Raw genomic sequence first — 25,872 nt, forward strand, 5'->3', positions numbered from 1 at the left:
CCATGATCAACGTAGACCTGCAACAACTCATCCAGGCGCTGGACGCCGAAACCCGTCGCGATCTGGAGCGTTCGGCCGAGCGCTGCGTGGCCCGTGGCGGCAGCAAGATTCTGGTCGAAGACTTGCTGCTCGGCCTGCTGGAGCGCCCGAACGGTTTGCTCTCGCGGGCACTGCAGGATGCCGACGTTGATGCCGGCGAACTGAGCGCCGCCCTGCAATCGCGGGTCGAGCACAGCGCTTCGCGCAACCCGGTGTTCGCTCCGGAACTGGTGCAGTGGCTGCAAGACGCGCTGCTGGTGGCCAACCTTGAGCTGGGCCAGACCTCGGTCGAAGACGCGGCGCTGATCCTCGCGCTGCTGCGCAACCCGATGCGCTACGCCGGCAGCCGCTACCAGCCGTTGCTGGCCAAACTGAACATTGATCGCCTGAAGGAATTTGCCCTGTCGCAACAGCCTCAGGCAGCGGCCAACGGTAAGCCGGCCGCCCAGGGCGAATCGCTGCTGGAGCGCTTCACCCATAACCTGACCCAACAGGCCCGCGACGGCAAACTCGACCCGGTGCTGTGCCGCGATGGCGCGATCCGCCAGATGGTCGACATCCTTGCCCGTCGCCGCAAGAACAACCCGATCGTGGTCGGTGAGGCCGGTGTCGGTAAAACCGCCATCGTCGAAGGCCTGGCCTCGCGCATCGCTGCCGGTGAAGTGCCGCAAGTGCTCAAGGGTGTCGAGCTGCTGTCGCTGGACATGGGCCTGTTGCAGGCCGGTGCCAGCGTCAAAGGTGAATTCGAGCGTCGTCTGAAAGGCGTGATCGACGAGGTCAAAGCCTCGCCGAAGCCGATCATCCTGTTCATCGACGAAGCCCACACCCTGATCGGCGCGGGCGGCAATGCCGGCGGTTCCGATGCGGCCAACCTGCTGAAGCCGGCACTGGCGCGCGGCGAACTGCGCACCATCGCCGCGACCACCTGGGCCGAGTACAAGAAATACTTCGAGAAAGACCCGGCGCTGGCCCGTCGTTTCCAGCCGGTTCAACTGCACGAACCGACCGTGAGCGAAGCCGTCACCATCCTGCGTGGCCTGGCTCAGGTCTACGAGAAAAGTCATGGCATCTATCTGCGCGATGACGCGGTGGTGTCCGCCGCTGAGTTGTCCGCCCGCTATCTGGCCGGTCGCCAGCTGCCGGACAAAGCCGTCGACGTTCTCGACACCGCGTGCGCCCGCGTGCGCATCAGCCTCGCTGCTGCCCCGGAAAGCCTGGAACGCCTGCGTGGCGAACTGGCTGAAGGCGGTCGTCAGCGTCAGGCCCTGCGCCGCGATGCCGAAGCCGGTCTGCTGATCGACCACGAAGCGCTGGAGGCACTGGAAGCGCGCCTGGACGAAGCCGAAGCCGAAATGGTCGCACTGGAAACCCAGTGGACCGAGCAAAAACAACTGGCCGAGCGCCTGCTGGAACTGCGCCAGCAACTGGCCAAGGCCCGTGAAGCCGCTGCGGTCGAGCCGGTGGTGACCGTTGAAGAAGACGCCGAAGGCACCGTGATCGAAACCCACGCCGCCGAAGTTGACGAAGCTCTTAGCGTCGAAGCGCTGGAAGCGCAACTCAACGAAACCCACAGCGCCCTGACCGCCGCTCAGGTCAAGGAGCGTCTGGTCAGCTTCGAAGTCTGCCCGCGTCTGGTGGCCGAAGTGATCAGCGCCTGGACCGGCGTGCCGCTGGCGCAACTGGCCCGCGAGCACAACGCCAAGGTCGCCAGCTTCGCCACCGACCTGCGCACCCGCATCCGGGGTCAGGAACAAGCCGTGCACGCCCTGGATCGCTCGATGCGCGCCACCGCTGCCGGCCTGAACAAGCCTGACGCACCGGTCGGCGTGTTCCTGCTGGTCGGCCCGAGCGGCGTCGGCAAGACCGAAACCGCACTGGCACTTGCCGACCTGCTGTACGGCGGCGACCGTTTCATCACCACCATCAACATGTCCGAGTTCCAGGAGAAGCACACCGTTTCCCGCCTGATCGGTGCACCGCCAGGTTACGTCGGTTACGGCGAGGGCGGCATGCTCACCGAGGCCGTGCGCCAGAAGCCGTACTCGGTGGTGCTGCTCGATGAAGTCGAGAAGGCCGACCCGGACGTGCTCAACCTGTTCTACCAAATCTTCGACAAAGGCGTGGCCAACGACGGCGAAGGGCGCGAGATCGACTTCCGTAATACGTTGATCCTGATGACCTCGAACCTGGGCAGCGACAAGATCAGCGACCTCTGCGAAGACGGCGCGCGTCCGACTGCCGAAGTGCTGGAAGAAACCATTCGCCCGGTGCTCAGCAAACACTTCAAACCGGCGCTGCTGGCGCGGATGAAAGTGGTGCCGTACTACCCGGTCGGCGGCCCGGTGCTGCGCGAGCTGATCGAGATCAAGCTCGGTCGCTTGGGCGAGCGTCTGAACCGTCGCCAGCTGGATTTCACCTGGTGCCAGAACCTCGTCGATCACCTGTCCGAGCGCTGCACCCAAAGCGAAAGCGGTGCACGCCTGATCGACCACTTGCTCGACCAGCACGTGCTGCCGCTGGTGGCCGACCGCTTGCTCGACGCCATGGCCACCGGTGAAAGCCTCAAGCGCGTGCATGCGACGCTCGACGGTGAAGCCAGCGTGACCTGCGAGTTCGCCTGAGGTGAGTGTGATGTTCACTCAAGTGCCGCAGCCACTGCTCTATGCCGAAGCCTTGGTGGCGCAGTTCGCCAGCCTGTCGCGCGCGGCGGACGGTGCTGCGCTGCTGGGTGACTTCGTGCGCGGTCTGGCCGGGCTGAGCGGTTGCGAACTGACGCAGCTGTACTTGCTGGACGCTACGCACACGTCGCTGGGGATGAATGCCGAATGCCTGGACGGCGTGCTGCAACCGCGCAGCGCGGCGAGTCTGCCGGCGGACTACAACGGCGAGCAACTGTTGCAGTTCGCCCTGTGCCAGAACCGCGTGGTGAGCTTCGACGACCTGGGCGGCAGCCTGCACGAAACCAGTTTTCTGCCGGCGTCGTCCACGCCGTGGCAGTCGCTGTTGTGCGTGCCGCTGGTCAATCAGCAGAAGGCCGTCGAAGGCCTGTTGCTGTGCGCCAGTCGTCGCCACATCGACCTGCAAGGCTTCGCCGATTCCCTCGGCCAGCTCGGCTCGTTCGTGCTTGGTCAACTGCACTTGCTGCAGCGTCTGCGCCAGCCAGTGGATGCGGCCGCACCGGTCGTGCGCAATCTGCCGAGTGCCAGCGGCTACGGCTTGATCGGCAAGAGCGCGGCGATGCGCCAGACCTACTCGCTGATCAGCAAAGTCCTGCACAGCCCGTACACCGTGCTGTTGCGTGGCGAGACCGGCACCGGCAAGGAAGTGGTCGCGCGGGCGATCCACGATTGCGGCCCGCGTCGGTCGCAAGCGTTCATCGTGCAGAACTGCGCGGCGTTCCCGGAAAACCTGCTGGAAAGTGAGCTGTTCGGCTATCGCAAAGGTGCGTTCACCGGCGCCGATCGCGACCGCGCCGGGCTGTTCGACGCGGCCAACGGCGGCACTCTGTTGCTCGATGAAATCGGCGACATGCCGCTGTCGCTGCAAGCCAAATTGCTGCGTGTATTGCAGGAAGGCGAGATCCGTCCGCTGGGTTCCAACGACACCCACAAGATCGACGTGCGCATCATCGCTGCGACGCACCGCGATTTGTCGGTGTTGGTCAGCGAAGGCAAATTCCGCGAAGACCTGTACTACCGTCTCGCGCAATTTCCGATCGAGTTGCCGGCCCTGCGTCAGCGTGAAGGCGACATCCTCGACCTGGCCAAGCACTTCGCCGACAAGGCCTGCACCTTCCTGCAACGTGACCCGGTGCGCTGGTCGGACGCAGCGCTGGAACACCTTTCCGGTTACACCTTCCCCGGCAACGTGCGTGAACTCAAAGGCCTGGTCGAGCGGGCGGTGCTGTTGTGCGAGGGCGGCGAATTGCTGGCGGAGCATTTCTCGCTGCGCCTGGAATCGGCGCCGGTGCCGGAAGACCACTGCGGCCTCAATCTGCGCGAACGACTGGAAGCGGTCGAACGCAATCTGCTGCTCGATTGCCTGCGCAAGAACGACGGCAACCAGACGCTCGCCGCCCGTGAACTGGGCTTGCCGCGACGCACGCTGCTGTACCGGCTCGGCCGCTTGAACATCAATCTGGGTGATTTCGATGGGTAGGCGAAAGTCCGTCGGATTCACCTCGAACACCTATTTCAGCGCCGCCCGCAAGGGTCGGCGCTTTGTGCTTTGTCTACACCTGGAGACCCTCTGATGTCTGTTCGTCACTGGCACGCTGTCCTGCTGACCCTCGTCGTTCTATGCGGCCTCGGCGGCTGCAGCGGCAATTACAAATTCAACGATAACGATTACCGCCCGCTGGGTGATCCGCAGGCGGTCAATCGCGGCAAGTGACCGCAAGGAGCATCAAACATGGAATTGGTTTTCGAAATGCTGAACACCAAGCAGTTCGTGCCCACCGAGCTGTGCCAGCGGACCTTCAAACAGGCCGGCGGCGTGATCGGGCGGGGCGAGGACTGCGACTGGATCATCCCTGACCGCAAGCGGCACTTGTCCAACCACCACGCCATCGTCAGCTATCGCGAGGGTTCGTTCTTCCTGACCGACACCAGCAGCAACGGTGTGCAGGACGGCGACAGCGGCGCACGCCTGCACAAGGGCGAACCGGTGCGCATCGAGCACGGCAGCACCTACGTGCTGGGCGACTTCGAGATTCGCGCACGACTGGTGCGCGACCCGGCGACGTTCGACGGTGAAGTCGGCCTGCCGCGTGCCGCCGGCAGCATCATTCCGGACGACGCGTTCCTCGATCTCGATCCGCTGAAGTCGCTGGAGCAGCAAGAGCGCGTGTACTCGGAATTCGAGGAAATGCTCGCACCGGTGACCGACCCTGAAGACTCCCGTCAGCGCGCCGACTACGCGCGTATCGACATGGAAAGCCTGATGGTGCCGGAGCTGATCGTCGAGCCCAAGCCTGAGCCTGCACCGGCACCGAAAGCGGTCGAGCGCCAGAGCGAAACCTTCTGGGACAAATTCGGCGCGGCCCTCGGCGTGAACGTGAAGAACCTCAGCCACGACGAGCGTGAAGCCCTCGCGCTGAACGCCGCACGTCTGCTGCGCCAGAGCATCGGCGGTCTGCAACAGAGCCTGCGCACTCGTTCCGAGCTGAAGAACGAACTGCGTCTGGCCCAGACCACCGTGCAAGGCACCAACAAGAATCCGCTGAAATTCGCCGTCGATCCGAGCGAAGCGCTGGACATCCTGTTGCAGCCGCACAAGCCGGGCCACTTGCCGGCCGAGCAGGCGATCTCCCGGGCGTTCCGCGACTTGCAGGCGCATCAGGTGGCGCTGCTGACCGCCAGCCGCGCGGCGGTACGCGGCACTCTGGAACACTTCTCGCCGGAGCAACTGACCCTGCGTTTCGAGCGCGACAACAAGCCGTTGCTCGCCACCGCTGGCGGGCGCTGGAGAGCGTTCAACCGTTACCACCATGCGCTGCGTCAGGACGACGACTGGAGCGAGCGCCTGCTGGCCCGCGACTTCGCCCAGGCCTACGAAGAACAGATCCGCCTGATCTCCACCCTCCACACCGACCACCAAGGATGATGCGCATGTCTCGCCGCTCGACCGCTTTTTTCAAGACGCTGACCGCGCTCACCCTGTTGGTGCTGCTTGCCGGTTGCTCGTCGCTGTCGCCGTATTCGAAAGTGACCAAGATCAACCTGAAGCTGACCGGCAGCGATCAATTGAACCCGGACCTCAACGGTCGTCCGTCGCCGATCGTGGTGCGCCTGTTCGAACTCAAGCACCCGGTGACGTTCGAGAACGCCGATTTCTTCAGCCTCTACGAGCGCGCCAAGGAATCCCTCAACCCGGATCTGGTGGCCAGCGAAGAACTCGAACTGCGCCCGGGTGAAACCGTGGAGCTGAAACTCAGCGTGGAGGAGGGCAGCCGCTTCATCGGCATCCTCGCCGCGTACCGCGACCTGCCGGAAACCAAGTGGCGCCACACCTTTCCGATCACGCCGCTGGAAGTCACCGAAGCCGATCTGACCCTGGATCAGGCCGGTATCCGCAAGACCAACGAAGTGCTCGCCAAGGCGGATGACTGATCATGAATACCCATAAAGTCATCTGGCAGGAAGGCATGCTGCTGCGTCCGCAGCACTTCCAGCACAACGACCGCTACTACGATCACCAGATGAAGACCCGCACCCAGTTGCTGGGCGGCTACACCTGGGGTTTCCTGAATCTCGAGATCGACCTGCAGTTCCTCAACATGGGCAAACTGGTGATCAGTGAAGCCTCGGGGATCCTGCCGGACGGCAGCCTGTTCGAACTCGGTGGCAACACCGAGCCGCTGGCGCTGGACGTACCGCCGAACACCGGCAACATGCCGATCTACCTGGCGCTGCCGCTGGTCACCGGTAACCACATCGAGGCCCGGCGCCCGGAGCAGTCCGATGTGCTGGCGCGCTACACCGCATATGACGCCGAAGTCGCCGACTCCAACGCCGGTGATGATTCCGCCAGTCAGGTCAGTTGCGGCCGCCCGGACTTCAAGCTGTTGCTCGGCGAGCAGCAGAGTGACCAGGCTTACGTGAAGCTGAAGATCTGCGATGTGCTCGACACCACGCCGGACGGCGTGATCAGCCTCGATCCGGATTTCGTGCCGACCTACATTCAGGCCCACGCCTCCAGCTACCTGCTGTCGTGCCTGAAAGAAGTGATCAGCATGCTCGGCCACCGGGGCGACACCATTGCCGAGCGTATTCGTTCGAACGGCAAGGTCGGCGGCGCGGAAATCGGCGACTTCATGATGCTGCAACTGATCAACCGCACCGAACTGCTGCTGCGCCACTACCTGGGCCTGGAGCAGGTTCACCCGGAAGAGTTGTACCGTACGCTGCTGACCATGCTCGGCGATCTGGCGACGTTCTCCAGCGACAGCAAACGCCCGCGTCTGGACAGCCGCTACTCCCACGCCGACCAGGGCGCGAGCTTCCGCAAACTGATGGAGTCGATCCGTCAGGTGCTGTCGATGGTGCTGGAACAGCACGCCATCGAACTGATCCTGCAAGCGCGTCAGTACGGGATCATCGTATCGCCGCTGCACGACCACAAACTGCTGGGCTCGGCGTCGTTCGTGCTGGCAGCCAGTGCCAACTGCGACTCCGAAGAACTGCGCAATCGCTTGCCTGCGCACCTCAAGGTCGGCCCGGTGGAGCGCATCCGCCAACTGGTCAACCTGCACCTGCCGGGGATCAAGGTCAAACCGTTGCCGGTGGCCCCGCGGCAGATCGCGTTCCACTCCAACAAAACCTATTTCATCCTCGAACTCAGTTCCGAAGACCTGGCACAACTCGAGCGCTCCGGCGGCTTCGCGTTCCATGTGTCCGGCGAATTCGCCGAGCTTGAACTGAAATTCTGGGCCATCAGGAACTGACCGACATGATCAAGGACATGGAACACAACCAGGACGACAAAACCGTCCTGCTCGACCGTCAGGGCCATGGCCCGGCGGCGAGTCCGCTGACCGACTTCGCCGCGCCGCCGCGCTTCGAACAACTGGAAGAACGGATGATCTACGCCGCGCGCCTGCGCCCGGCGGAGGCCTTCAACATCAGCCTCAATTCGCTGGTGGCCGCGTCGTCCGAACTGCTGTCGGAAGTGGTGCGCCTCAAACACAGCGAAACCCGCGAAGACCTCTACGCGCTCAACGAGCGCCTGACCGCCGGGCTCAAGCTGTTCGAAGTGCGCGCCCTGCACAACGGCGCCGAAAGCAGCCAGGTGATGGCCGCCCGTTACGTGCTCTGCACCGTGGTCGACGAAGCCGTCGTGACCACGCCGTGGGGCAACGAAAGCGAGTGGTCGCAGATGAGCCTGCTCAGCAGCTTCCACAACGAAACCTTCGGTGGCGAGAAGTTCTTCCAGCTGCTCGATCGGCTGTCGAAAAACCCGGTCAAGCACCTGCCGATGCTGGAGCTGATGTACCTGTGCCTGTCCCTCGGTTTCGAGGGCAAGTACCGCGTGCAGGCGCGCGGCATGCTGGAACTCGAAGGCATCCGCGACGCCCTGTACCGGCAGATCCGTCAGTTGCGTGGCGATGTGCCGCGTGAATTGTCGCCGCAGTGGGAAGGCCTCAACGATCAGCGCCGCAATCTGGTGCGCATCGTGCCGGCGTGGATGGTGGTGCTGTTCACCTTCGTCTGTCTGGTGATGATGTATTCGGGCTTCGCCTGGGTCTTGGGCGAGCAGCGCGACACCGTTCTGCAACCTTATCAGCCGCTTGATCCGGCCGCGGTTCAGCCGCAGTCGCAGCCGTAAACAGGGACGTGTGATGAAAAAGTTTTTCAAGAAAGTCGGCGCCTTCCTGCGCCAGACCTGGGTCTGGACCTTGCTGCTGGTGCTGTTCGTGGCGCTGCTGGTGTGGTTCGTCGGCCCGTTGTTGGCAGTGGATGACTACAAGTTCTGGGAAAGCGCGACCTCGCGTCTGCTGACCATCAGCGTGCTGTTCCTGATCTGGGGCCTGACCATGGTCTTCGTCAGCTGGCGCGCCGGGATCCGCAAGAAAGCCGTCGAAGAAACCGAAGACGGCCAGGACCGTATCCGCCGCGAAGAGTTGATCGACGAAGAGCAGAAAGAGTTGAAGGAGCGTTTCAAGGACGCCCTGAAAACCCTCAAGACTTCGAGCCTGTATCGCGGCCGCAGCGAGCGCTGGCGCAATGACTTGCCGTGGTACTTGCTGATCGGCCCGCAGGCCAGCGGCAAGACCAGCCTGCTGGACTTCTCCGGGCTGGAATTCCCGATCAACAAGATTGACCGCAAGCTGACCCGTGACACCCACGGCACCCGTCATTGCGACTGGTACTTCGCCGATCACGGTGTACTGATCGACACCGCCGGCCGCTACCTGACCCAGCCGGATGCGGAAGTCGACGGCAGCGCCTGGACCACCCTGCTGGAGCTGCTGCGCAAGCGTCGTCGCGGTCGTCCGCTGAACGGCGTGCTGGTGACCATTCCGGTGGAAACCCTGACCGGTGGCAGCGAACAGGACATCGAAACCCTGGCCCGTCAGGTGCGTGCGCGTCTGCAAGACGTCTATCAGAAGCTGCACGTCGATGTGCCGGTGTATCTGGTGCTGAGCAAGGCCGACAAGCTGCTGGGCTTCGACGAGTTCTTCGATCAACTGACCCGCGAAGAAAGCGATCAGGTGCTGGGTACCAGTTTCCGCAAGGATCAGGTCGGCACCGACGTGACGGTACTGCGCAACGAGTTCGAAGAGCTGCTGCGTCGCCTCAACAGCCAGGTGATCATGCGCATGCACTCCGAGCGCGACACCCAGCGCCGTGGCCGCATCCTCGACTTCCCGCACCAGATGGGCCAGATCGGCGAGCGTCTGTGCCTGCTGGTCGACATGGCGTTCACCGGCAACCGCTACCAGCGTGCGACGCAACTGCGTGGTTTCTACCTGACCAGCGCACCGCACCTGACTCAGGAAATGGATTCGACCACCGCCGGCATCGGCGCGAGTCTGGGCATGAGCGCCGGCGTGTTGCCGACCCTGCGCAGCGGTCGTTCGCGTTTCATCCATCACTTGCTTAGCCGGGTGATTTTCCCCGAGGCCGATCTGGCCGGTCTGGACAAGCGCGAACGCAGCCGCATCCACTGGGGCCAGCGTGCGTTGTACGTCGGCGCACTGGGTGCGCTGGTGCTGTTCGGCATGCTCTGGGCCGGTGGTTTCTCGGCCAACTACGAGCGCCTGGAAAACCTGCGCAATCTGGCGCAGAACTGGACTCAGCAGCGTACGGCACTGTCGCCGCGCGATGACGCCATGGGCGCACTGAAAACCCTCGACACCAGCTACGCTGCCACCCAGGTGTTCCCGAAAAAAGGCGACGCGGCGTACCACGAACGGATGGGGCTGTATCAGGGCCAGGACGTCAATCCGGTGGTCAAGGAGGCTTACGAGCGCGAGCTTGAAAAGCAACTGCTGCCACGCGTCGCGACGATGCTTGAAGGCCAGATCCGCGCCAACATGAAGGACCGCGAAAAGCTGATCAACAGCTTGCGCGCGTACCTGATGCTGAACATGAAGGATCGTCGTGACGCGGCATGGCTCAAGGACTGGATCGCGGCTGACTGGTCGCAGCGCTACACCGGCAACACCGCAGTGCAGAACGGTCTGAACACGCACCTTGAGCGTCTGTTGCAGCAGCCGTTTATCTATCCGCTCAACGAGCAGCTGGTGACTCAGGCGCGTCAGGTGCTGCGCAGCGAATCGCTGGCGACCGTGGTTTACCGCATGCTCCGCGAGCAGGCGCGCAACCTGCCGGACTACCGTTTCAGCCAGCACCTCGGGCCGCAGGGCTCGCTGTTCATCGGCACTGAATACGTGATTCCGGGCTTCTACACCCAGACCGGTTATCAGCAGTATTTCTCGGTCCAAGGCGCGTCGCTGGTGACCGACATCCTGCGCGACAACTGGGTGCTGGGCGAAGGCGCGGGCATCAGCGACATGGACTTGCGTCGCCTGATGGTCGAGCTGGAGCAACTGTACTTCCGCGACTACGCCAATTACTGGAGCGAAGCCGTTGGCCAGGTGGCGCTGCCGCCGATCAGCGATGCCGGTGAAGGAGCCGAGCAACTGGCGGGCCTGACCTCGGCCAACTCGCCGGTGCTGGCGCTGCTGACCGAAGTGCGTGAGAACACCCGTTTCCCGGCCGCTGCCGATCCGGTGGACGAGGCGGGTGACGCGGCTGATGCGCTGGCCGGACAGAAAGGCAAACTGGGCAAGGTCGGCAAACTCGCCGCGGCGGCAGCGGACAAGGCCTCGGCCTTGAACGTGGCGAAGAACCTGCCGGACACCGCCAAAAAGTCGCTGCAACGTCGCTTCGAGCCGTTGCACAAGTTGCTCGACGACAACAACGGCCCGGCCGCTGACCTGACCCCGGCCTTCACCGCGCTCAACGACCTGCAACTGCAACTGGCGGGCCTTGCCCGTTCCAGCACGCCGGAGCAGGCCGCGTTCGAACTGGCCAAGACCCGCATGAGCGGCCAGCGTGATGCGCTGACCAACCTGCGCAATGCGTCCGGTCGTCTGCCGCGTCCGCTGAGCGTGTGGTTCAACGTGCTGGCCGAAGACTCGTGGCGCCTGGTGCTCAACGATGCCTACCAGTACCTGAACGGCCGTTATCAGAACGAGCTGTACAGCGTGTATGGCAAGACGATCAACAAGCGTTACCCGTTCAGCGCCTCGAGCACCAGCGATGTGGCGATCAGCGATTTCCGCGAGTTCTTCCGGGCTCAAGGCACCATCGACCGCTTCTTCGACAGCTACATGCGTCCGTTCGTCAGCGGTGATCCGGGCAACTACCGGATGCGCAGCATCGACGGTCGCAGCCTGCCGGTGTCGAAGGTGTTCCTCGACCAGATGGCGGCGGCCCTGAACATTCGCCAGAGCTTCTTCTCGATCAACCCGGCCGAACCGACCGTGCAGTTCAAACTTGAGCCGTACACCCTCGATCCGGCGGTCAGCCGTTCCGAGTTCAAGTTCGGCGACAAGACCATGGAGTACCGCCACGGTCCGATCCTGCCCATGAGCTTCAAGTGGCCGACCGATGCTGAAGACGGTCGCACCAGCCTGGTCATGGACAAGATGGCCGGGCGCCCGATCGGCATCGAGAAGAACTCCGGCCCGTGGTCGCTGTTCCGTCTGTTCGACCTGATGCAGACCGAGTACCTGACCGGTCGCGACGTGCTGGTGCTGAAAGCCGACGTGGGTGGCCTGCGCGCCAACTACCTGCTGACCAGCCAGCGCACGCCGAACCCGTTCGACATGGGCGTGCTGCGCACCTTCCGTATGCCGGTGCAGCTCTGATGCTGGTGGCCAGTCCCTGGCGCAGCGCGGCGCGAACCGACCCGGGCAAGGTGCGGTCGCGCAACGAAGATGCCTTCCTCGACACCCCGCAGCATGGGCTGTGGGTGGTCGCGGACGGCATGGGCGGTCATCAGGGGGGCGACATCGCCAGCCAGTTGATCGTCGCCAGCCTGGCTGAACTGCCGCAACACGAGGACTTCGACGAACGCCTCAAAGCCATCCGCCAGTGCCTGCACTGGCTGAACCGGCGCCTGGGGCAGGAGTTGACCGTCACCGCCGGGCGCCACGACAGCATCATGGGCAGCACCGTCGTGGCGCTGCTGGTGGAAGGCAACCGTGCGGCCTGCATCTGGGCCGGCGACAGCCGTTGCTACATGTGGCGCGGGCAGCGGTTATATCAGCTGTCGAAGGATCACTCGCTGCAGCAACAACTGATCGACGAGCAACAGATGAGCGTCGAACAGGCAGCGGCGCACCCGGCGGCCCAGGCCTTGACCCGGGCGGTCGGAGCGGCGGAACAACTGACCCTGGATGTGCTGGAGCTTGAGGTGTATCCGGGCGATGTGTTCCTGCTGTGCAGCGATGGTTTGTATCAAGGCCTGAGCAGCGATGCCCTCGGCAACGCCCTCAGCCTGGCGGCGCCGCATGTGGCGCTGGAACGTCTGTTCGACGGCGCCCTGCGTGGCGCCGCCCGCGACAATCTGACGGCCGTGGTGATCCGCCAATGACTGAAATCGAATCCTCAGTCGACGACTTGCTGATGAGCGAAGAGCAGGCCAACAACCTGACCTATTTTGCTTTCGCAAAGCAGCACAACGCCGAACCCGCGCTGGCGCCGACCAAGGCCAGCGTCGGCGAACTGCCGGATGTTCTGGCAGGCCGCTACCACCTCGAGCGCCTGCTCGGGGCCGGCGGCATGGGTGCGGTTTACCGGGCCCGGGATCTGCTGCACGAACAGTTCGGCGATCCCGATCCTTACATTGCGCTGAAAATCCTCAGCGAAGAATTTGCCGAGTCGCCGGACGCCAGTGCCTTGCTCTACAGCGAGTTCGCCCTGACCCGACGCCTGCGCCACGACAACGTGCTGCGACCGCACACGTTCGAAGTGGACACCGATTGCCAGCGGGCCTTCATCACCATGGAACTCATGCGTGGCCTGACCCTGGACAAACTGCTCTGCGAGCGGCCACTGGGCCTGCCGTGGAAAGAACTGCGCGACATCGCGCTGCCGCTGCTCGACGCGCTGGCCTACGCCCACCGTCGCGGCGTGCTGCACGGTGACATGAAACCGAGCAACGTCATGCTCAGCGAAGACGGCGTGCGCCTCTTTGACTTCGGTCTCGGGCAAGCCGAGGAGGGCATCCTGCCCGGCCTGCCGCACCTGAGCCGCGAGCGCTTCAACGCCTGGACCCCGGGCTACGCCGCCCCCGAACTGCTTGAGGGCCAACCGCTGTCGGCCAGCGCGGACCTGTACGGCGTGGCCTGCGTGATCTATGAACTGGCGGGCGGCAAACACCCGTTCCGCCGCTTGCCCTCGACCCAGGCCCGTGACGAACACCTGGATCGTGAACTGCAAGCCCCGGCAAATCTGCCGACACACTGCTGGCCCGCACTGCGCACCGCGCTGGCCTTTGACGCGGCAGAGCGCACCATCACTGCCGACCAATTGCGTGACGCCTTGGGCGCCACTTCGTCCTGGCTGCAGCGTTTGCGACTGCGGGCGTAACGGATGACATTCGAACAGGGAGCACTTTATGTTCAACCCAGCTAACGAAACGCACTTCAGCCTGACCGTTGAAGACTACGTGGGCGACCTGCAAGTCCTGTCGTTCACCGGCACCGAAGGCATCAGCCAGCCGTTCCGTTTCGACCTGGAACTGGTCAGCGAAAACCCGGATCTGGACCTGGAAAAGCTTCTGCACAAACAGGCATTCCTCGCCCTCGATCCGCAGGGCTCTGGCATCCACGGCCAGATCTACCGCGTCGCCCAGGGCGATGCCGGCAAGCGCCTGACCCGCTACAAGGTTTCGCTGGTGCCGCAGCTGCAATACCTGCATCACCGCACCAACCAGCGCATCTACCAGCAGATGTCGGCGCCGAAAATCATCGCGCTGATCCTCGACGAGCACGGCATCAAGGGCAACGCCTACAGCTTCCAGCTCAGCCAGCCGTGCCCGGATCGCGACTACTGCGTGCAGTACGACGAAACCGACCTGCATTTCGTCCAGCGTCTGTGCGAAGAAGAAGGCATTCACTACCACTTCCAGCACAGCAAGAAAGGTCACCTGCTGGTGTTCGGTGACGACCAGACCGTGTTCCCCAACCTCGGCCAACCGACCGCGTATGTGCAGGGCAGCGGCATGGTCGCCGAAGAACCGGTGATCAAAGGCTTCAAGCTGCGCCTGGAAACCCGCACCAGCCGCACCACCCGCCGCGACTACGATTTCGAGAAACCGCGCCTGCAAATGGAGGCTGCGTACAGACCTGATGGCGAGAGCACTGAACCGGATCTGGAAGACTACGACTACCCCGGCCGTTTCATCGACCGCGCGCGCGGCAAGTTCCTCAGCCAGCGCGCCCTCGAACGCCACCGCGCCGACTACCGCCAGGCCGAAGGTCGCGGTGACCAGACCAGACTCGTCAGCGGCCACTTCATGGAAATGTCCGACCACCCGCGCAGCGAGTGGAACGACCTGTGGCTGCTCACCGAAATCTTCCACGAAGGCAAACAGCCGCAAGTCCTCGAAGAATCGGTGACCAGCGACACCACCGACAACAAGGATGACTTCCACCAGGGCTATCGCAACCGCTTCCTCGCCACCCCGTGGGACGTGTTCTACCGCCCGGCCCTCGAACACCCGAAACCCCGCGTGCTCGGCAGCCAGACCGCCATGGTCACCGGCCCGAAAGGCGAAGAAATCCACTGCGACCAATACGGCCGCATCAAAGTGCAATTCCACTGGGACCGCGAAGGCCTGGCCGACGACAAGACCAGCTGCTGGCTGCGCGTCTCCAGCTCCTGGGCCGGCGACCGCTACGGCGCCATCAGCATCCCGCGCATCGGCATGGAAGTCCTCGTCACCTTCCTCGAAGGCGACCCCGACCAGCCCCTCGTCACCGGCTGCCTGTACCACAAGGAAAACCCGGTGCCGTACGCCTTGCCGGCGAACAAAACCCGCAGCGTCTTCAAAACCCTCAGCTCCCCGGGCGGCGGTGGTTATAACGAACTGCGCATCGAAGACAAAAAAGGCGCCGAACAAATCTTCATCCACGCCCAGCGCGACTGGGATGAAAACGTCGAACACGACCAGAAGATTCGGGTCGGCAATGAACGTCACGACACGGTGGTGAAGAACACCTACACCGAACTCAAGGCTGAAGAGCACCGCACCACCATCAGCGACCGCAAGATTGAAGCGCGGATGGATGACCACCTCACTATTGGTGAGAGCCAGCATGTGAAGCTCGGGACGGCGCAACTGACCAGTGTCGGGAAAGAGATTCACATCAAGGCTGGGGACAAGATTGTCATTGAGGCGGGGACTGAGCTGACGATTCTCGGCGGCGGCAGTTTCATCAAGCTCGATGGCGGTGGTGTGACGGTGGTTGGGCCGGTGGTGAAGATTAATGCTGGCGGGTCGGCGGGGAGTGGCACCGGGATCGGGATCAAACCGCCGGTGCTGCCGGGGGCGGCGGATAAGGATAAGGCGGGGAGTTTGATGGATCAGGCGTTGTTGAATGCGCCGCCTGAGAAGGTTAAGCCGAAGGCTTTTTTTGTGTTTTCTGAGTGATGAGTTAGTTATGAAAATTAAAAAGAACGCCGGGAAATTCGGCTTGAGATGGATCGTGTTGCTGGTATTGGGCCTGAGTTCAGACGTATTCGCCATTCAGTGCCCTTCTGATAATTTTCATGGTTTTGTGAAAGAGTTTTTGGCGAAGCCAGAGGTGCAACGCGCGTTTACCGCTTCTCCTATCCACTTTTTGGAGGTTGTTGCCGAGGGTAGTCAACCTAAAGTGGTTGAGCGAGAAATTGAGGTACTAGGGGGGGGCGAGCTGAGCGCGGTCTCTCCCGAAGTAGTCGAAATGTCGAGTTTGGAGGTAAAGGTTCAACCTCCGAATAAGATCTTCGTACGTGATCGGGCAGGAGAGTTGCTGAAAATCCTTACATTCCAAAAAGCCGATTGCTGGTCTTTGAGTAGCCTTGAAAACTGGTCGCTAGAAACCGTGTTGGACTCTCAGGTTGATGCATCAAGTCTCCCTCCTGGGGAGCGCAGCTTGATGAGAGGGAAAAACTATGCTGATTTGGCGATGGAAGCAGAGTTTCCAGCATCAAGTCAGCTTTATATTTCTGCACTTGATAGCTATATGAACGGCGCAGATAAGGGCTCCATAGAAGCGGGGTATCAGGCAGTCTTGCTGAGCCTATCAGGTCAAGCGCCGCGCTTGGATGACGCAAGGATTCTTGAGCTTTTGCTCAGCGCGGCCAGCACTTCTGGAGCAGCAAATCTGGCACTAGCGAACTTCTATTGCGACGAAGGCCGTTATGACCAAGTCCGTCCCTGCGCAGATCCCCAAAAGTCTTTGAACGCCCTTGAGGCAGGTTCAAAACTGGGCTCTATGGAAGCGTTGAATCAATTGGGACTCTCATATGAAAGGGGGACCCTCGGTACTAAAAACATCAATCGTGCACTGGCGTGTTTCCAAGCTGCGGCTGCTCAAGGTTTTGAGTTATCCAAGGAAAATGCAGCGAGATTGATTGCCAAGAATGTAAAAACTGAATCCTCAAATTGCTTGAAGCAGGAAGCTAACTGATGACTACTGGAGTTCTTGAGCAGCGACCGCTCTATACCAAAGGCGATTATGTTTATGGTGGCGGCAAGGGAAAAGATACTGATGGCGACGGCAAAAAAGAGATTGATTGCTCAACTTTAGTGTGGGAAATGCTAAAGGCGGCTGGCTATAACGTTCCGTACAATAATACTGCTTTGCTCAAAACGAACGTCGACAATTACGATGTTATTGAGTGGAAAGATGTGTTGCCAGGGGACATCGCGCTTTGGCCAACCCATACGGGATTTGTCGAAGATATCGATGTCGAAAACAGAAGTGGAAACTTTTTCGGTTCACAAAATTCTACTGGTCCTGCTTCCGCTAAATTTGGGAACGGTTCAAATTATTGGCGAATGCCGATAAAGTTCTTACGAGTTAAGGAGATTTTTAAGACAGGTTCCCAACCTGCGTCTACCCCTGCGCCGACTCCCACAGCGCCGACTGCGCCAGCCGCTGCTCCTATAATGAATTTTCAATTTCCATTTAGAAAGGCTGATGGAACACAGTTCAAAGATTCTGAAGAGGTTTTTAAGGCCCTTGAGGGTGAGACTTCGGGAAATTTTTTATTAGGTAATCATGGTTTTTGGCATGGCGGAATTCATATATCACATAGGATTGCCCCGCAATGTATGCGAGACGAGCCTATTCGTTGTATTGGAGACGGTGTCGTCGTAGCCTACCGTTTGAATGAAGATTATCTAGCGACTGCATTTGAGGCATCAAATTCTACAGAAGTATTGAAATACTCAAATTCATTTTGTCTTGTTAGGCATGACTATAAGTCACCTCCGAATAAGGAAGTGACGCCTAACACTGAGAATGAGCTCGTATTTTATAGCCTGTATATGCATCTGCTACCATATGACAGGTATGCGGATGACCCAGAGCAACCAGGTGCTCCAAAAATAAAAATGATCGCAAGTGGGTTTAAAGCGCGAAGCGATATTCTTGGTGCAAGCGGCTGCGTCGAATATGGTTCAATTTCTGCTGGAACTGAAATTGAAATACTAGAAGAACATTCTGATCACGTCCACGCCAAGGGTAAGCTGATTAAAGGTACTGTTGGAGGGCGCACTCCAGGGCAAGATTTTTGGTTCGCCTATAAGCAAAACGGCATCGCCTATCCAAGAGGTGATGGAAGCCCGAGCTGGAGCGCAATAACTGCACCAGAGCGAAAGAAACCAGACTATTGGAAGGGCAAAGTCAGAGCTGTAGTTTCCGGAACGGGGCTTACTTTGCGAGCGGCTCCCTCAACGCAAAGTCACGGTGCTTTAGCTGGGGCTGCAATTAGACAGGTAAATAGTCTAGGACAGAACGCAGACTTAGTTCTTTGTACAAATAGCATAATAGAATTTGATAGCGGGAAAGTTTTTAGCCTGAAGATTGGCTCTAAGTTTTTCAAAATGGCGGAATGCTCCTTTGTACCGAGTGCTTCCGGCGCTGCAACCGGTTTGAAAAGCCACTCCACTCCTGTGCCCGCCACTTTTTGGGCTTGTGTTGAAAAACCTTATGTTCAATTGCAAGGCTTGGTTCCGACTGAGTTTGATAAGATTGTGCCGATGGATACGGCAATTAAGGCAGGCGACACAATTGGTTTTCTTGGTTTAAATGAAACATTGGCAGGTCCAGATGGTGGAGTTTCGAGAAGTTATCAAGTTCACGTGGAGATTTTCTCGGCTGATCCTAAAATTGAGGATTTTCTAAAAAATAAAGCAAATGTGAAACAGGGGAAACAATACCTACATTTGCCAGCGAATACGAACTTAAGAAGCAAGCCACCGCAAACCGGAGTGGTGACGATTTCTAATGAAAGCTTTGTAGAGCTTGGAAAGGCCGTTCTATATAAGGACACTGAAGAATGGTATGAAATAACTATAATTGATAACGCAGAAAGCAAAACCGGCTTGCTCAAAAAAGAAGGCGCAAAGCTCCTCAGTCAACACGATTGGGAAAAACTAGGTTTTCGTGTTGTTAAGGAGTCGAATTCAAATTCCGATGGTTTTCTGGATCCCGGAGATATGCCGGATTTTTTTCAAGCCTTATATAAGGATTTGGATAAGTTTGGTAATAAGGATCAAAAAGTCACTCCCGAAGATTTTCCAATTGCGCTTAAGAATGTAGAGTTTAGAAACCACTGGTCAAAGCTTATTGCATATCACCCAACAGAGTGGAGGTCTAAGTCTGATTCTGCCAAGTGGGCACGGCTAGATACGTTGCTCGAGGGGAATCCGTCTGTTTTAAAGCACGAGAAAGAACGGATAGATAGCTTAATATTTTGGGATGATCCGGTTACGCAGTCTAAAGGCGTGGGCGATGGAAATGTATGGCATTTTCATCCAATTGCTATGATCGGAAATATGATGCCTTCGTCGGGCACCAATATGTGCAAGAAGTGTGGCAGTAATATCGCGTTAACTAATGCATTGATGCGAAGCATTTGTCCATCCTCTGTAGCGGATACATTTATCAGTGAATTTGTTACGGTGGCGAACGAGCTTTTCCCCAAGTATGGTGTGAATACCTGTTCTCAGGTTTTCCATATAATGGGGCAGGGTAAGCACGAAACTTTTCAATTTTCTGCTTTCAGAGAGAGTCTAAATTATACTCGCCGTAGTTATACTGCCGAAAAACTCTATAGAATGGCACCGACCGCTATTAATGATGGTTTTGCAAGGCTGGGAATGTCACTAACCAGAGAGGAAAAACTTGAGTATATAGATCAGCATTTGATTGAAAACGATCCAGCGTACGGTAAACATAGCTTTGGTAGCAATCAGTACCCTCATAACGACTACAGGGGTAGAGGTCTTCTTCATTTGACTCACTATGCTAACTATCGTGAATGCGCTGTGGCGATAGGTGTGAATATCGATGCTAATCCAAACCTGGCACAAGACAATATGAAAGTCGCAATAGAGTCTGGTCTGTGGTTTTGGAAGTCGAAAGGTATCGGTGCGCTTGCGGATGCTAGCTCATCTGATATAGATGCCAAGATTAAGTCTGTAACTAGGGTTATCAACTCTGGGCTGAAAGAGCTTGATAAACGAGAGAAGTACACGAAAGAGATTGCTGAAAAATTTAAGGCTGGATTTGGAGGCTGTTCGTTATGAGAGCTTTGTTTAAGTCGGGATTTCTAATTTCATTTTGTCTGTATTCGGTAGCTTCATTTGCTTGCGATGTCCCTGAGAGTCAAGCTTACCATTCGATCTCAACAAAAGACGGTGCGATTGTTTTTGATCTGGTTCCCATAGAGGGTGAGGCGAGTAGTGACGGATCAAACAGTCAAATGGGTATAGATGTTAACTATATTGATTGTGCGAGTAGGGCTAAGACATTGGTCGGGCAGTTACCGTATTTGGCAGATACAGGACAAGTCCGTGCGGCTTTTTTTGCTGATGTAAAAGGCGGCTCTGAAAGTGAACTATTTGTAATTCACAGTGTGGGAATACATTCTGATACCGGAGTTAAGTACTCTGGCGAGTACTACAGTGTGCATGTTTACAAAAAGAGCGATGATGGTTACTCAAGGGATGAGCGGATTTCCAAGTATTTTGGTGAGGGTGGGGATATATTGACGGATGACTATAAGGGGTTTTTGTACGTGTTTCCTTACAAGGATCAATTATCTGTCAGTAATAAACTTGCTACCACGGCTTTTTCTAAATGGAATGACGGTATTCCTGTTCAGCTGACGATAAACAAAAAAGCCAAAATTTATAGTTCTCCGGTTTTTGACGATGTCACTCGTATGTATCTGATCGCTGGGGACAAGGTCCAGCAGGAAGCTGTTGAGGCTGGCTGGCTCTCGGTTATGTTCAAAACACCAAAAGGTAAAGAAATTCGCGGATGGATCTTATGTGGTGATGCGGATGGATGCTGATATCACGGGACTATGAACAGGGCAAAAAATTAGGGTTTGAATGGCGAGGGAAATGACCGCCGCCAAGCAATCCGTTTTGCAAAGCGCGAAGCGTGATGACCTGAATGAATCAAGGATTAAACACAGTGAAGCGTTTTTTTTTTGCGTTTATCGGCGGGTTTTTGCTGCCGGCTTCGGCGGTGTATGCGCAGGATGGCTGCACTCAGGTTACTTCGAGTCTGGAAATGGTGCCCTGTTCCGAATCGGCAATGAAGGCTGCCGATACGCAGCTGAACGTCAGCTATAAGCAATTGATGGCGCGGCTTGAGTCTGACTATCGAGCAGATCCGGCATTGGGCGCAGAGTACGCGGCGAAGGTTAAAGAGTCGCAACGCGCGTGGCTGAAATTGCGCGATGCGAATTGTCCATTGGAGGCATTCGAGATCGAGACGGGGATGCCGGCGCATGTGTTCGCGGTCAACTCGTGCATCACAAGAATGAGTCGCGAGCGCTCGGCGTACCTGGACAAGATCGTCCCTGTTCTTGCATCCGACAAGAGCACTTCGACGACGCCGGCCAACGGCGCTTGTCCTTCGGAGGAATTCCCTGCTTTCCTGACAGCGTTTTCCGCCAGCAGTGAATCACAGCGTCGTCTCACTGCGATGACGGTCAAGTTGCTTTTGTTGAAGCCGGTTGCAGGCAAGGACCGTAGTACCTTTGAGCCTTCGACCTCGGGCGTCAGCGGAGCTTCCTTCACCTATCCGCTGATGGCCGCCATCACACCCGGCAAGACACCTGGAGTCGAGATTGAAGAGGTCGATGACAGTCACGTCGATGTGGTCGATAAACGGGCGGGCAACAGCAATGTAAAAATCTTCAACTTCTCTCGTCAGGCGTGCTGGGTGCTTGAAGGCGTTGAAGACTGGTCGATCAGCGAGAAGGATCTTGTCGCAACACGTAACCCTGCAATGAGCCGTGCCGAGAACTTCTGTGATCAACGTGCCGAGGCTTTGGGAGGGCTGGGTTCGCTCGAGCAATACCGTCTGACTGCGGAATTGTTAGAAGCGTCCCTGGAAAATTATGTCTGTGCGGCTGAGTCGGGTGATCCAGAGGCGAGCCTGTCAGCGGCGAGCTTGAGTCTTTCGCAGATGGCGTCTCAGTTGGAAACCAGCAAGGTTGAAGCGTTGTTCAAAGCGGCTTCGAAAATACCGAGTGGTGCGTTGGGCTACGCCACGTTTCTTTGTTCAGGAAACTCCACCGACTATAACGGTCCTTGCCTTCATCCCAAGCAGGCAGAAGAGCAGGTCATTCGGGCGATTACCATGGGCTCAAAGGAAGCGATGTTTTATCTGGCATCTACCCTTGAGGGGGGCGAGTTGGGAACGAAAGATATGTCCCGGGCGTTAGCCTGTTATCAAATGGCGGCTGACAAAGGTTATCGGTCGGGCGTCGACAGTGTGGCGCGATTGAAGTCGCAAGTTCCAGAGCCGATCAAGGCGAGCCATTGCATTTGAAACTCGGAGCGCGGATGTGTCGCGATTCTTTGCCGTTAAATTCCAAGTGGGTGGAACTGTGCCTGACTTGTCGATACCGGGTTTCGTGAGGCCTCGATTTCTGCGGGTATTGCTGATCAGCGTTGCTGCGTTCGCGCAGGCCAGTCATGCCGCCGCAAGTGTTGTCTCGGTGGGCAATGCGTCGGGTCAGTCGCAGATCGCGCAAGGCCCAGCCGAAGCTGCGGTCGACATGACACCTTGCCGGTTCTCAATGACGCTCTCGAAAGATCAATGGTTGCAGTTCAATACGCCTGATCTGGTATTCATTGCGGCCAAACAACTGCCTGAAACCACTAACGCCCCGCGTTTATCGCAGGCTCAGACCTCGACTGGTTATGAGTGGAATTTCGAAAAGCCCGCAAAGCTGAGCCAGCCCTGGTTCGGTGTCATGTGTGAAAGTGCCAACAACCTTTCCGCGCTCACCACTCAGAAGCCGCCGCTTGATGACGCGATTGAGTTGCAACTAGTGCGAGAAAGTAACGACCTTAAATGCCCGGCGACCCTGACCGATCATGGTTGGGAACCGACGTTGTTGGCCGGTGATCCGCAATCCTTCACTTTCGAATCCCTGCAGAGCGCGAGTTCATCAGGATTCGTCATTGGTTACCACGGCAAGAATCCACGTCAGTTCAGTCGTATCACCTTCTGCTTGATGCATAACGAACAGGTGCTGATCGGTTCGGCGGAGTCGGGTTCATCCACCTCATTGGCGATCAGCGCCGAAGGCTTTGAACAAATCAAAACAGCGGTGCGCAGCATGGCTTTTGAGTAAGCCTGCGAAGACCGAACGGAGTTACAGCGTGAAAGGATGTTCAATTCTACTCGGTGGCCTCTTGGCCATTGCCACGTCCGTGGCTTTCACACCACACGCGCTCGCTGCACCCCAAGTCCTCAAGGAAATCCCGGCAAGCCTGCTGGGTGATGGATCACGGCAAAACGTGTTCGTTCTGGCGGGAGGCGCGGACGAGGCATCCAACCGGTTGTTGATCGCGCCGGTTCAAGGGCGCAATGAGGATATATTGCTCGATACGTCCAAGGCTTTGCCTCTTACGAAGAGTCAGTACTCGTCTGATCTTCTGGATAGTTTTAGCGTGCGGGTTTTCAACGGCCGGCCTGGAGCCATGACGGTTGTGGATCCACAAGAGGAAGAGGTTCTGGTCAAGCAGCGGTTCGTTGAGGCGGGGGACTACATTGCGCTGGTGACCAACGAAGAAGACAACGCTGTTTATAACTTCAATCTTTTGTTCACCTTCAATAAAGGCTCAAAGCAGTTCGAGCTGAAAAGTTTGCTGAAAGTGGTCAATAACGACTCCTGCGATCGCTCGCTTGTGAGCATCGCGGAGCTGCCGATTGAGACGCTTGGCCCAACCACTTTGGCTTCATTCAACGGCCTCGAAGCGCTTAAAAAGTTGCGGGCTGCAAACGTTGGCAGCCCTCAGGGCGGTTATAAAAAACTGATGACAGTTGGTTCGGCTGACCTGCTGGATAAAGCGCTGGCAGCCTATCGAAAGGGCGACAGCAGCTCGTTCAAGGAGGTGATGGGTAATATGTTGATGGGAAATGATGCGCATGGCGCGTGCTCTCCGGAAAGTTATATCGTCGGAAAGTACTTCTTCTCGCAGCAGCCTGGTTGGTCCAACGACGTCGGTTTTCTGCTGGGCGAGGCAGGTTACTACACGGAGTCTGTCCAGTTGCTGAATGCGGTGATTGCCCACAACCCGGAACGGACGGTGGCTTACCTGAATCTCGCAGATAGCTATTGGGCCATGAACAATAAAGAGCGGGCGGTGCCGGCGTACAAACAATATGCATCGCGTATGTCGGACGCGGGAAAGGCTTCGAAGATTCCCGCTCGGGTTGCTGAGCGCAGTGCCGGAGTATCCGGATCATGATCAAACTCAAGGCGTTCTTTGGGCTGATCGCAGGTGTTTCTTTGACTGCTTTGCTGGTTCCTGCGCATGCCCAGGAAACCTGCAATCCCGACAGCTTTTCCAATCCCGATTTGGTCATTTGCGGTCAGCAGACTTTCAAGAAAGTCGACGCAGTGTTGAATGAGCAATACAAGAAAGCGCTGGTCAGTCTGGCGCCCGCCGACAAGAAGCAACTGACTGACGTGCAAAAGAAGTGGGTGAGCTTCAAAGAGGCGTATTGCGAGGATATTTATCAGTCGGCCTTGCCCGGTGCAGAGGCGCCCATCGAAAAGCTTGGGTGCCTGGTGCAAACAACCAATGCCCGGTTGGGGGAATTGGTTGCTCTGCAGACTGGGTTACCCCTGGACGGTTTTTATAAAGCTGCATCGGCCATGGCGGGGCAGGATCGAGAAAAAGGTCTGGTGGCTTCGATGGAGCGATTGGGGGGTGACAACTTCGATGATCCGTTGTGGCGGCAATACGTCGATGGGCACTGTGAAATGAGTGAGCGCGTGTTCCGGGAGGACATCGCTAACTGCGCAGTGCGAATGCGTTTTCAGTTGCCTCTGAATCGTTGAAGGAATGATCAGATTGAAGTCACTGCGAGTTTTATCTGCTGCACTGTTTGTTCTCTTTCCTATGGCGGCGCACAGTGAGGTCTCGACGGAGATTTATTGCTTCCGTTCGCAAGAAAGCGCCAAAAGCATCAATTTCGAACTCAGAACTTATTACGACTCCTTCTCCAAATGGAGCGGAGCGGCTGTCAGGTACAGCAAGTCAAAGAAGGCCATTTCTCTGGTGTATCGGAATACCGAGCAAGAAATTCTGGCAGAGGATCGTCCGTATCAGTTCACTACGACTTGGGTTGAGGTATCGGAGGGCGCGCTGACGGGTGAGTATGAAATGGTGAGTCAGGGTGCCCGGGTCTATGGCATGACTTATACGAACTACAAAACCGGGAAGAAGTACTCCTTCGAACACGATTTCAGTATGGATTTCTCATCGGAGACGGGCTGTCAGTGGTGAGGAATTGGTCAGTTGGAAAAGGGGACTCATCGTCCCCTTTTTTCCGCCCGCGATTCAGCTACGGCTTGGCCTGATACTCCCGAAACTCAATGTGATCGAGCGTGCCTTCCACCATCAACCGCACGCCGTCCGCCATTCTGCTCAGGCCCAGTGCCATCGAGCGGCGGGGGCCGTCGAGGTCGTCGGCCAGGTTGGCGGCGAAGGCGCTGATGGACAGGAGGTCTTCGGAGGCGTTGGCCATGAGGGCTTCGGCGTCGGCGTTGGGGCAGAGGGCGAACAGGCCACCCAGGCGTTTTGGGCGTGGGGCGCTGGGTTTGAAATGGTGGTCGAGGGCGCGTTCGGCGGCTTCGTGGAGTTTCTTCGAGTCTGGGAATTCGTAAGGGGAAACTTCTTCGTCAGTGAAGGTTGGGTCGATCATCGGTGTAAATCCTTTTGAGTTGGAAAGATTTGCTCCGGTTTTCGGACTTGCACATCCGGTCACCGATTTTGCGGTGACACACAGAGGCTATCGACGATGGTCCAGCCTGCCTAGTTCATGGACAGCACCGCAGTTTGAAGGACATTTCCCAAGGATTTGCGAGGTAGAGGAACAAGAAACCACAGCCTTCGGCGGCTCCTACAGGAATGTGTTTCTTCAGGTGTAGGACGGGGGGGATGGTGTGACGCGGAGCGTCACGGGATGCATTCCCACGCGGAGCGTGGGAACGATCGGGTTCGGGGGTTGGAATTCATGACTTGGTAGTCATCTGGCAGGAAAAGCGCTACATCGTCTTCTAT

At 58.1% G+C, this 25,872-nt stretch carries 20 protein-coding genes; 19 read left to right on the top strand and 1 reads right to left on the bottom strand.

All coding sequences use genetic code 11. From position 1 onward, the window contains the following. Positions 1 to 2: 2 nt before the first annotated feature. The 19 genes from tssH (at position 3) to AWU82_RS22240 (ending at position 25,095) form a co-directional block, all read left to right on the top strand. Positions 3 to 2,660: a type VI secretion system ATPase TssH gene (tssH, locus tag AWU82_RS22150; RefSeq protein ID WP_011336591.1), complete on the top strand. Its 2,658-nt coding sequence runs from the start codon at positions 3 to 5 to the stop codon at positions 2,658 to 2,660. 10 nt (positions 2,661 to 2,670) lie between these two features. Then, positions 2,671 to 4,197: a sigma-54 interaction domain-containing protein gene (locus AWU82_RS22155; protein ID WP_064379811.1), complete on the top strand. Its 1,527-nt coding sequence runs from the start codon at positions 2,671 to 2,673 to the stop codon at positions 4,195 to 4,197. A gap of 93 nt (positions 4,198 to 4,290) precedes the next feature. Then, complete coding sequence (locus AWU82_RS22160; RefSeq protein ID WP_003229566.1) at positions 4,291 to 4,431, top strand: hypothetical protein; 141 nt, start codon at positions 4,291 to 4,293, stop codon at positions 4,429 to 4,431. Positions 4,432 to 4,449: 18 nt separating this feature from the next. Beyond that, positions 4,450 to 5,643: a type VI secretion system-associated FHA domain protein TagH gene (gene tagH / locus AWU82_RS22165; protein ID WP_064379813.1), complete on the top strand. Its 1,194-nt coding sequence runs from the start codon at positions 4,450 to 4,452 to the stop codon at positions 5,641 to 5,643. Positions 5,644 to 5,648: 5 nt separating this feature from the next. Beyond that, positions 5,649 to 6,149 (top strand): type VI secretion system lipoprotein TssJ, encoded by a 501-nt coding sequence (gene tssJ / locus AWU82_RS22170; RefSeq protein ID WP_011336587.1) that lies wholly within the window; start codon positions 5,649 to 5,651, stop codon positions 6,147 to 6,149. A gap of 2 nt (positions 6,150 to 6,151) precedes the next feature. After that, a complete protein-coding gene (gene tssK / locus AWU82_RS22175) occupies positions 6,152 to 7,483 on the top strand; it encodes a type VI secretion system baseplate subunit TssK (protein WP_011336586.1) in 1,332 nt (443 codons plus the stop codon). 5 nt (positions 7,484 to 7,488) lie between these two features. After that, positions 7,489 to 8,364: a type IVB secretion system protein IcmH/DotU gene (icmH, locus tag AWU82_RS22180; protein ID WP_007954389.1), complete on the top strand. Its 876-nt coding sequence runs from the start codon at positions 7,489 to 7,491 to the stop codon at positions 8,362 to 8,364. Between the two features lie 13 nt (positions 8,365 to 8,377). Then, a complete protein-coding gene (gene tssM, locus AWU82_RS22185; RefSeq protein WP_064379815.1) occupies positions 8,378 to 11,917 on the top strand; it encodes a type VI secretion system membrane subunit TssM in 3,540 nt (1,179 codons plus the stop codon). Continuing rightward, positions 11,917 to 12,645, top strand: a complete 729-nt coding sequence (locus AWU82_RS22190; protein ID WP_039765158.1) for a PP2C family protein-serine/threonine phosphatase — start codon at positions 11,917 to 11,919, stop codon at positions 12,643 to 12,645. Before tssM ends, AWU82_RS22190 begins: the two co-directional genes overlap by 1 nt. Continuing rightward, positions 12,642 to 13,643: a serine/threonine-protein kinase gene (locus tag AWU82_RS22195; protein WP_064379816.1), complete on the top strand. Its 1,002-nt coding sequence runs from the start codon at positions 12,642 to 12,644 to the stop codon at positions 13,641 to 13,643. Before AWU82_RS22190 ends, AWU82_RS22195 begins: the two co-directional genes overlap by 4 nt. Before the next feature lie 28 nt (positions 13,644 to 13,671). After that, positions 13,672 to 15,708: a type VI secretion system Vgr family protein gene (locus tag AWU82_RS22200; RefSeq protein ID WP_064379817.1), complete on the top strand. Its 2,037-nt coding sequence runs from the start codon at positions 13,672 to 13,674 to the stop codon at positions 15,706 to 15,708. A 10-nt stretch (positions 15,709 to 15,718) separates the two neighbouring features. Next, positions 15,719 to 16,729: an SEL1-like repeat protein gene (locus AWU82_RS22205; RefSeq protein ID WP_064379819.1), complete on the top strand. Its 1,011-nt coding sequence runs from the start codon at positions 15,719 to 15,721 to the stop codon at positions 16,727 to 16,729. Beyond that, entirely contained in the window at positions 16,729 to 19,857 is a 3,129-nt protein-coding gene (locus AWU82_RS22210) for a glycoside hydrolase family 19 protein (RefSeq protein WP_064379821.1), read from the top strand. Before AWU82_RS22205 ends, AWU82_RS22210 begins: the two co-directional genes overlap by 1 nt. After that, positions 19,854 to 20,627: a hypothetical protein gene (locus tag AWU82_RS22215; protein WP_064379824.1), complete on the top strand. Its 774-nt coding sequence runs from the start codon at positions 19,854 to 19,856 to the stop codon at positions 20,625 to 20,627. Before AWU82_RS22210 ends, AWU82_RS22215 begins: the two co-directional genes overlap by 4 nt. 104 nt (positions 20,628 to 20,731) lie before the next feature. After that, positions 20,732 to 22,120, top strand: a complete 1,389-nt coding sequence (locus AWU82_RS22220; protein WP_170928907.1) for a lysozyme inhibitor LprI family protein — start codon at positions 20,732 to 20,734, stop codon at positions 22,118 to 22,120. Between the two features lie 16 nt (positions 22,121 to 22,136). After that, entirely contained in the window at positions 22,137 to 22,931 is a 795-nt protein-coding gene (locus AWU82_RS22225; RefSeq protein ID WP_223290649.1) for a hypothetical protein, read from the top strand. Positions 22,932 to 22,992: 61 nt separating this feature from the next. Then, positions 22,993 to 24,051 carry a tetratricopeptide repeat protein gene (locus AWU82_RS22230; protein ID WP_223290650.1) on the top strand — a complete coding sequence of 353 codons (1,059 nt, stop codon included), beginning with the start codon at positions 22,993 to 22,995 and terminating at the stop codon, positions 24,049 to 24,051. Continuing rightward, entirely contained in the window at positions 24,048 to 24,647 is a 600-nt protein-coding gene (locus AWU82_RS22235) for a lysozyme inhibitor LprI family protein (protein ID WP_064379827.1), read from the top strand. The genes AWU82_RS22230 and AWU82_RS22235 overlap by 4 nt, the downstream gene beginning before the upstream one ends. A gap of 13 nt (positions 24,648 to 24,660) precedes the next feature. Next, positions 24,661 to 25,095 carry a hypothetical protein gene (locus AWU82_RS22240; protein ID WP_309295773.1) on the top strand — a complete coding sequence of 145 codons (435 nt, stop codon included), beginning with the start codon at positions 24,661 to 24,663 and terminating at the stop codon, positions 25,093 to 25,095. Between the two features lie 58 nt (positions 25,096 to 25,153). On the opposite strand, the gene AWU82_RS22245 is transcribed toward AWU82_RS22240, so the two are convergent. Beyond that, positions 25,154 to 25,513, bottom strand: coding sequence for a DUF6124 family protein (locus tag AWU82_RS22245; protein WP_064379829.1), 360 nt, complete (start codon positions 25,511 to 25,513; stop codon positions 25,154 to 25,156). Positions 25,514 to 25,872 lie beyond the last annotated feature (359 nt).

Source organism: Pseudomonas glycinae, from assembly GCF_001594225.2.
Lineage (GTDB): Bacteria > Pseudomonadota > Gammaproteobacteria > Pseudomonadales > Pseudomonadaceae > Aquipseudomonas > Aquipseudomonas glycinae.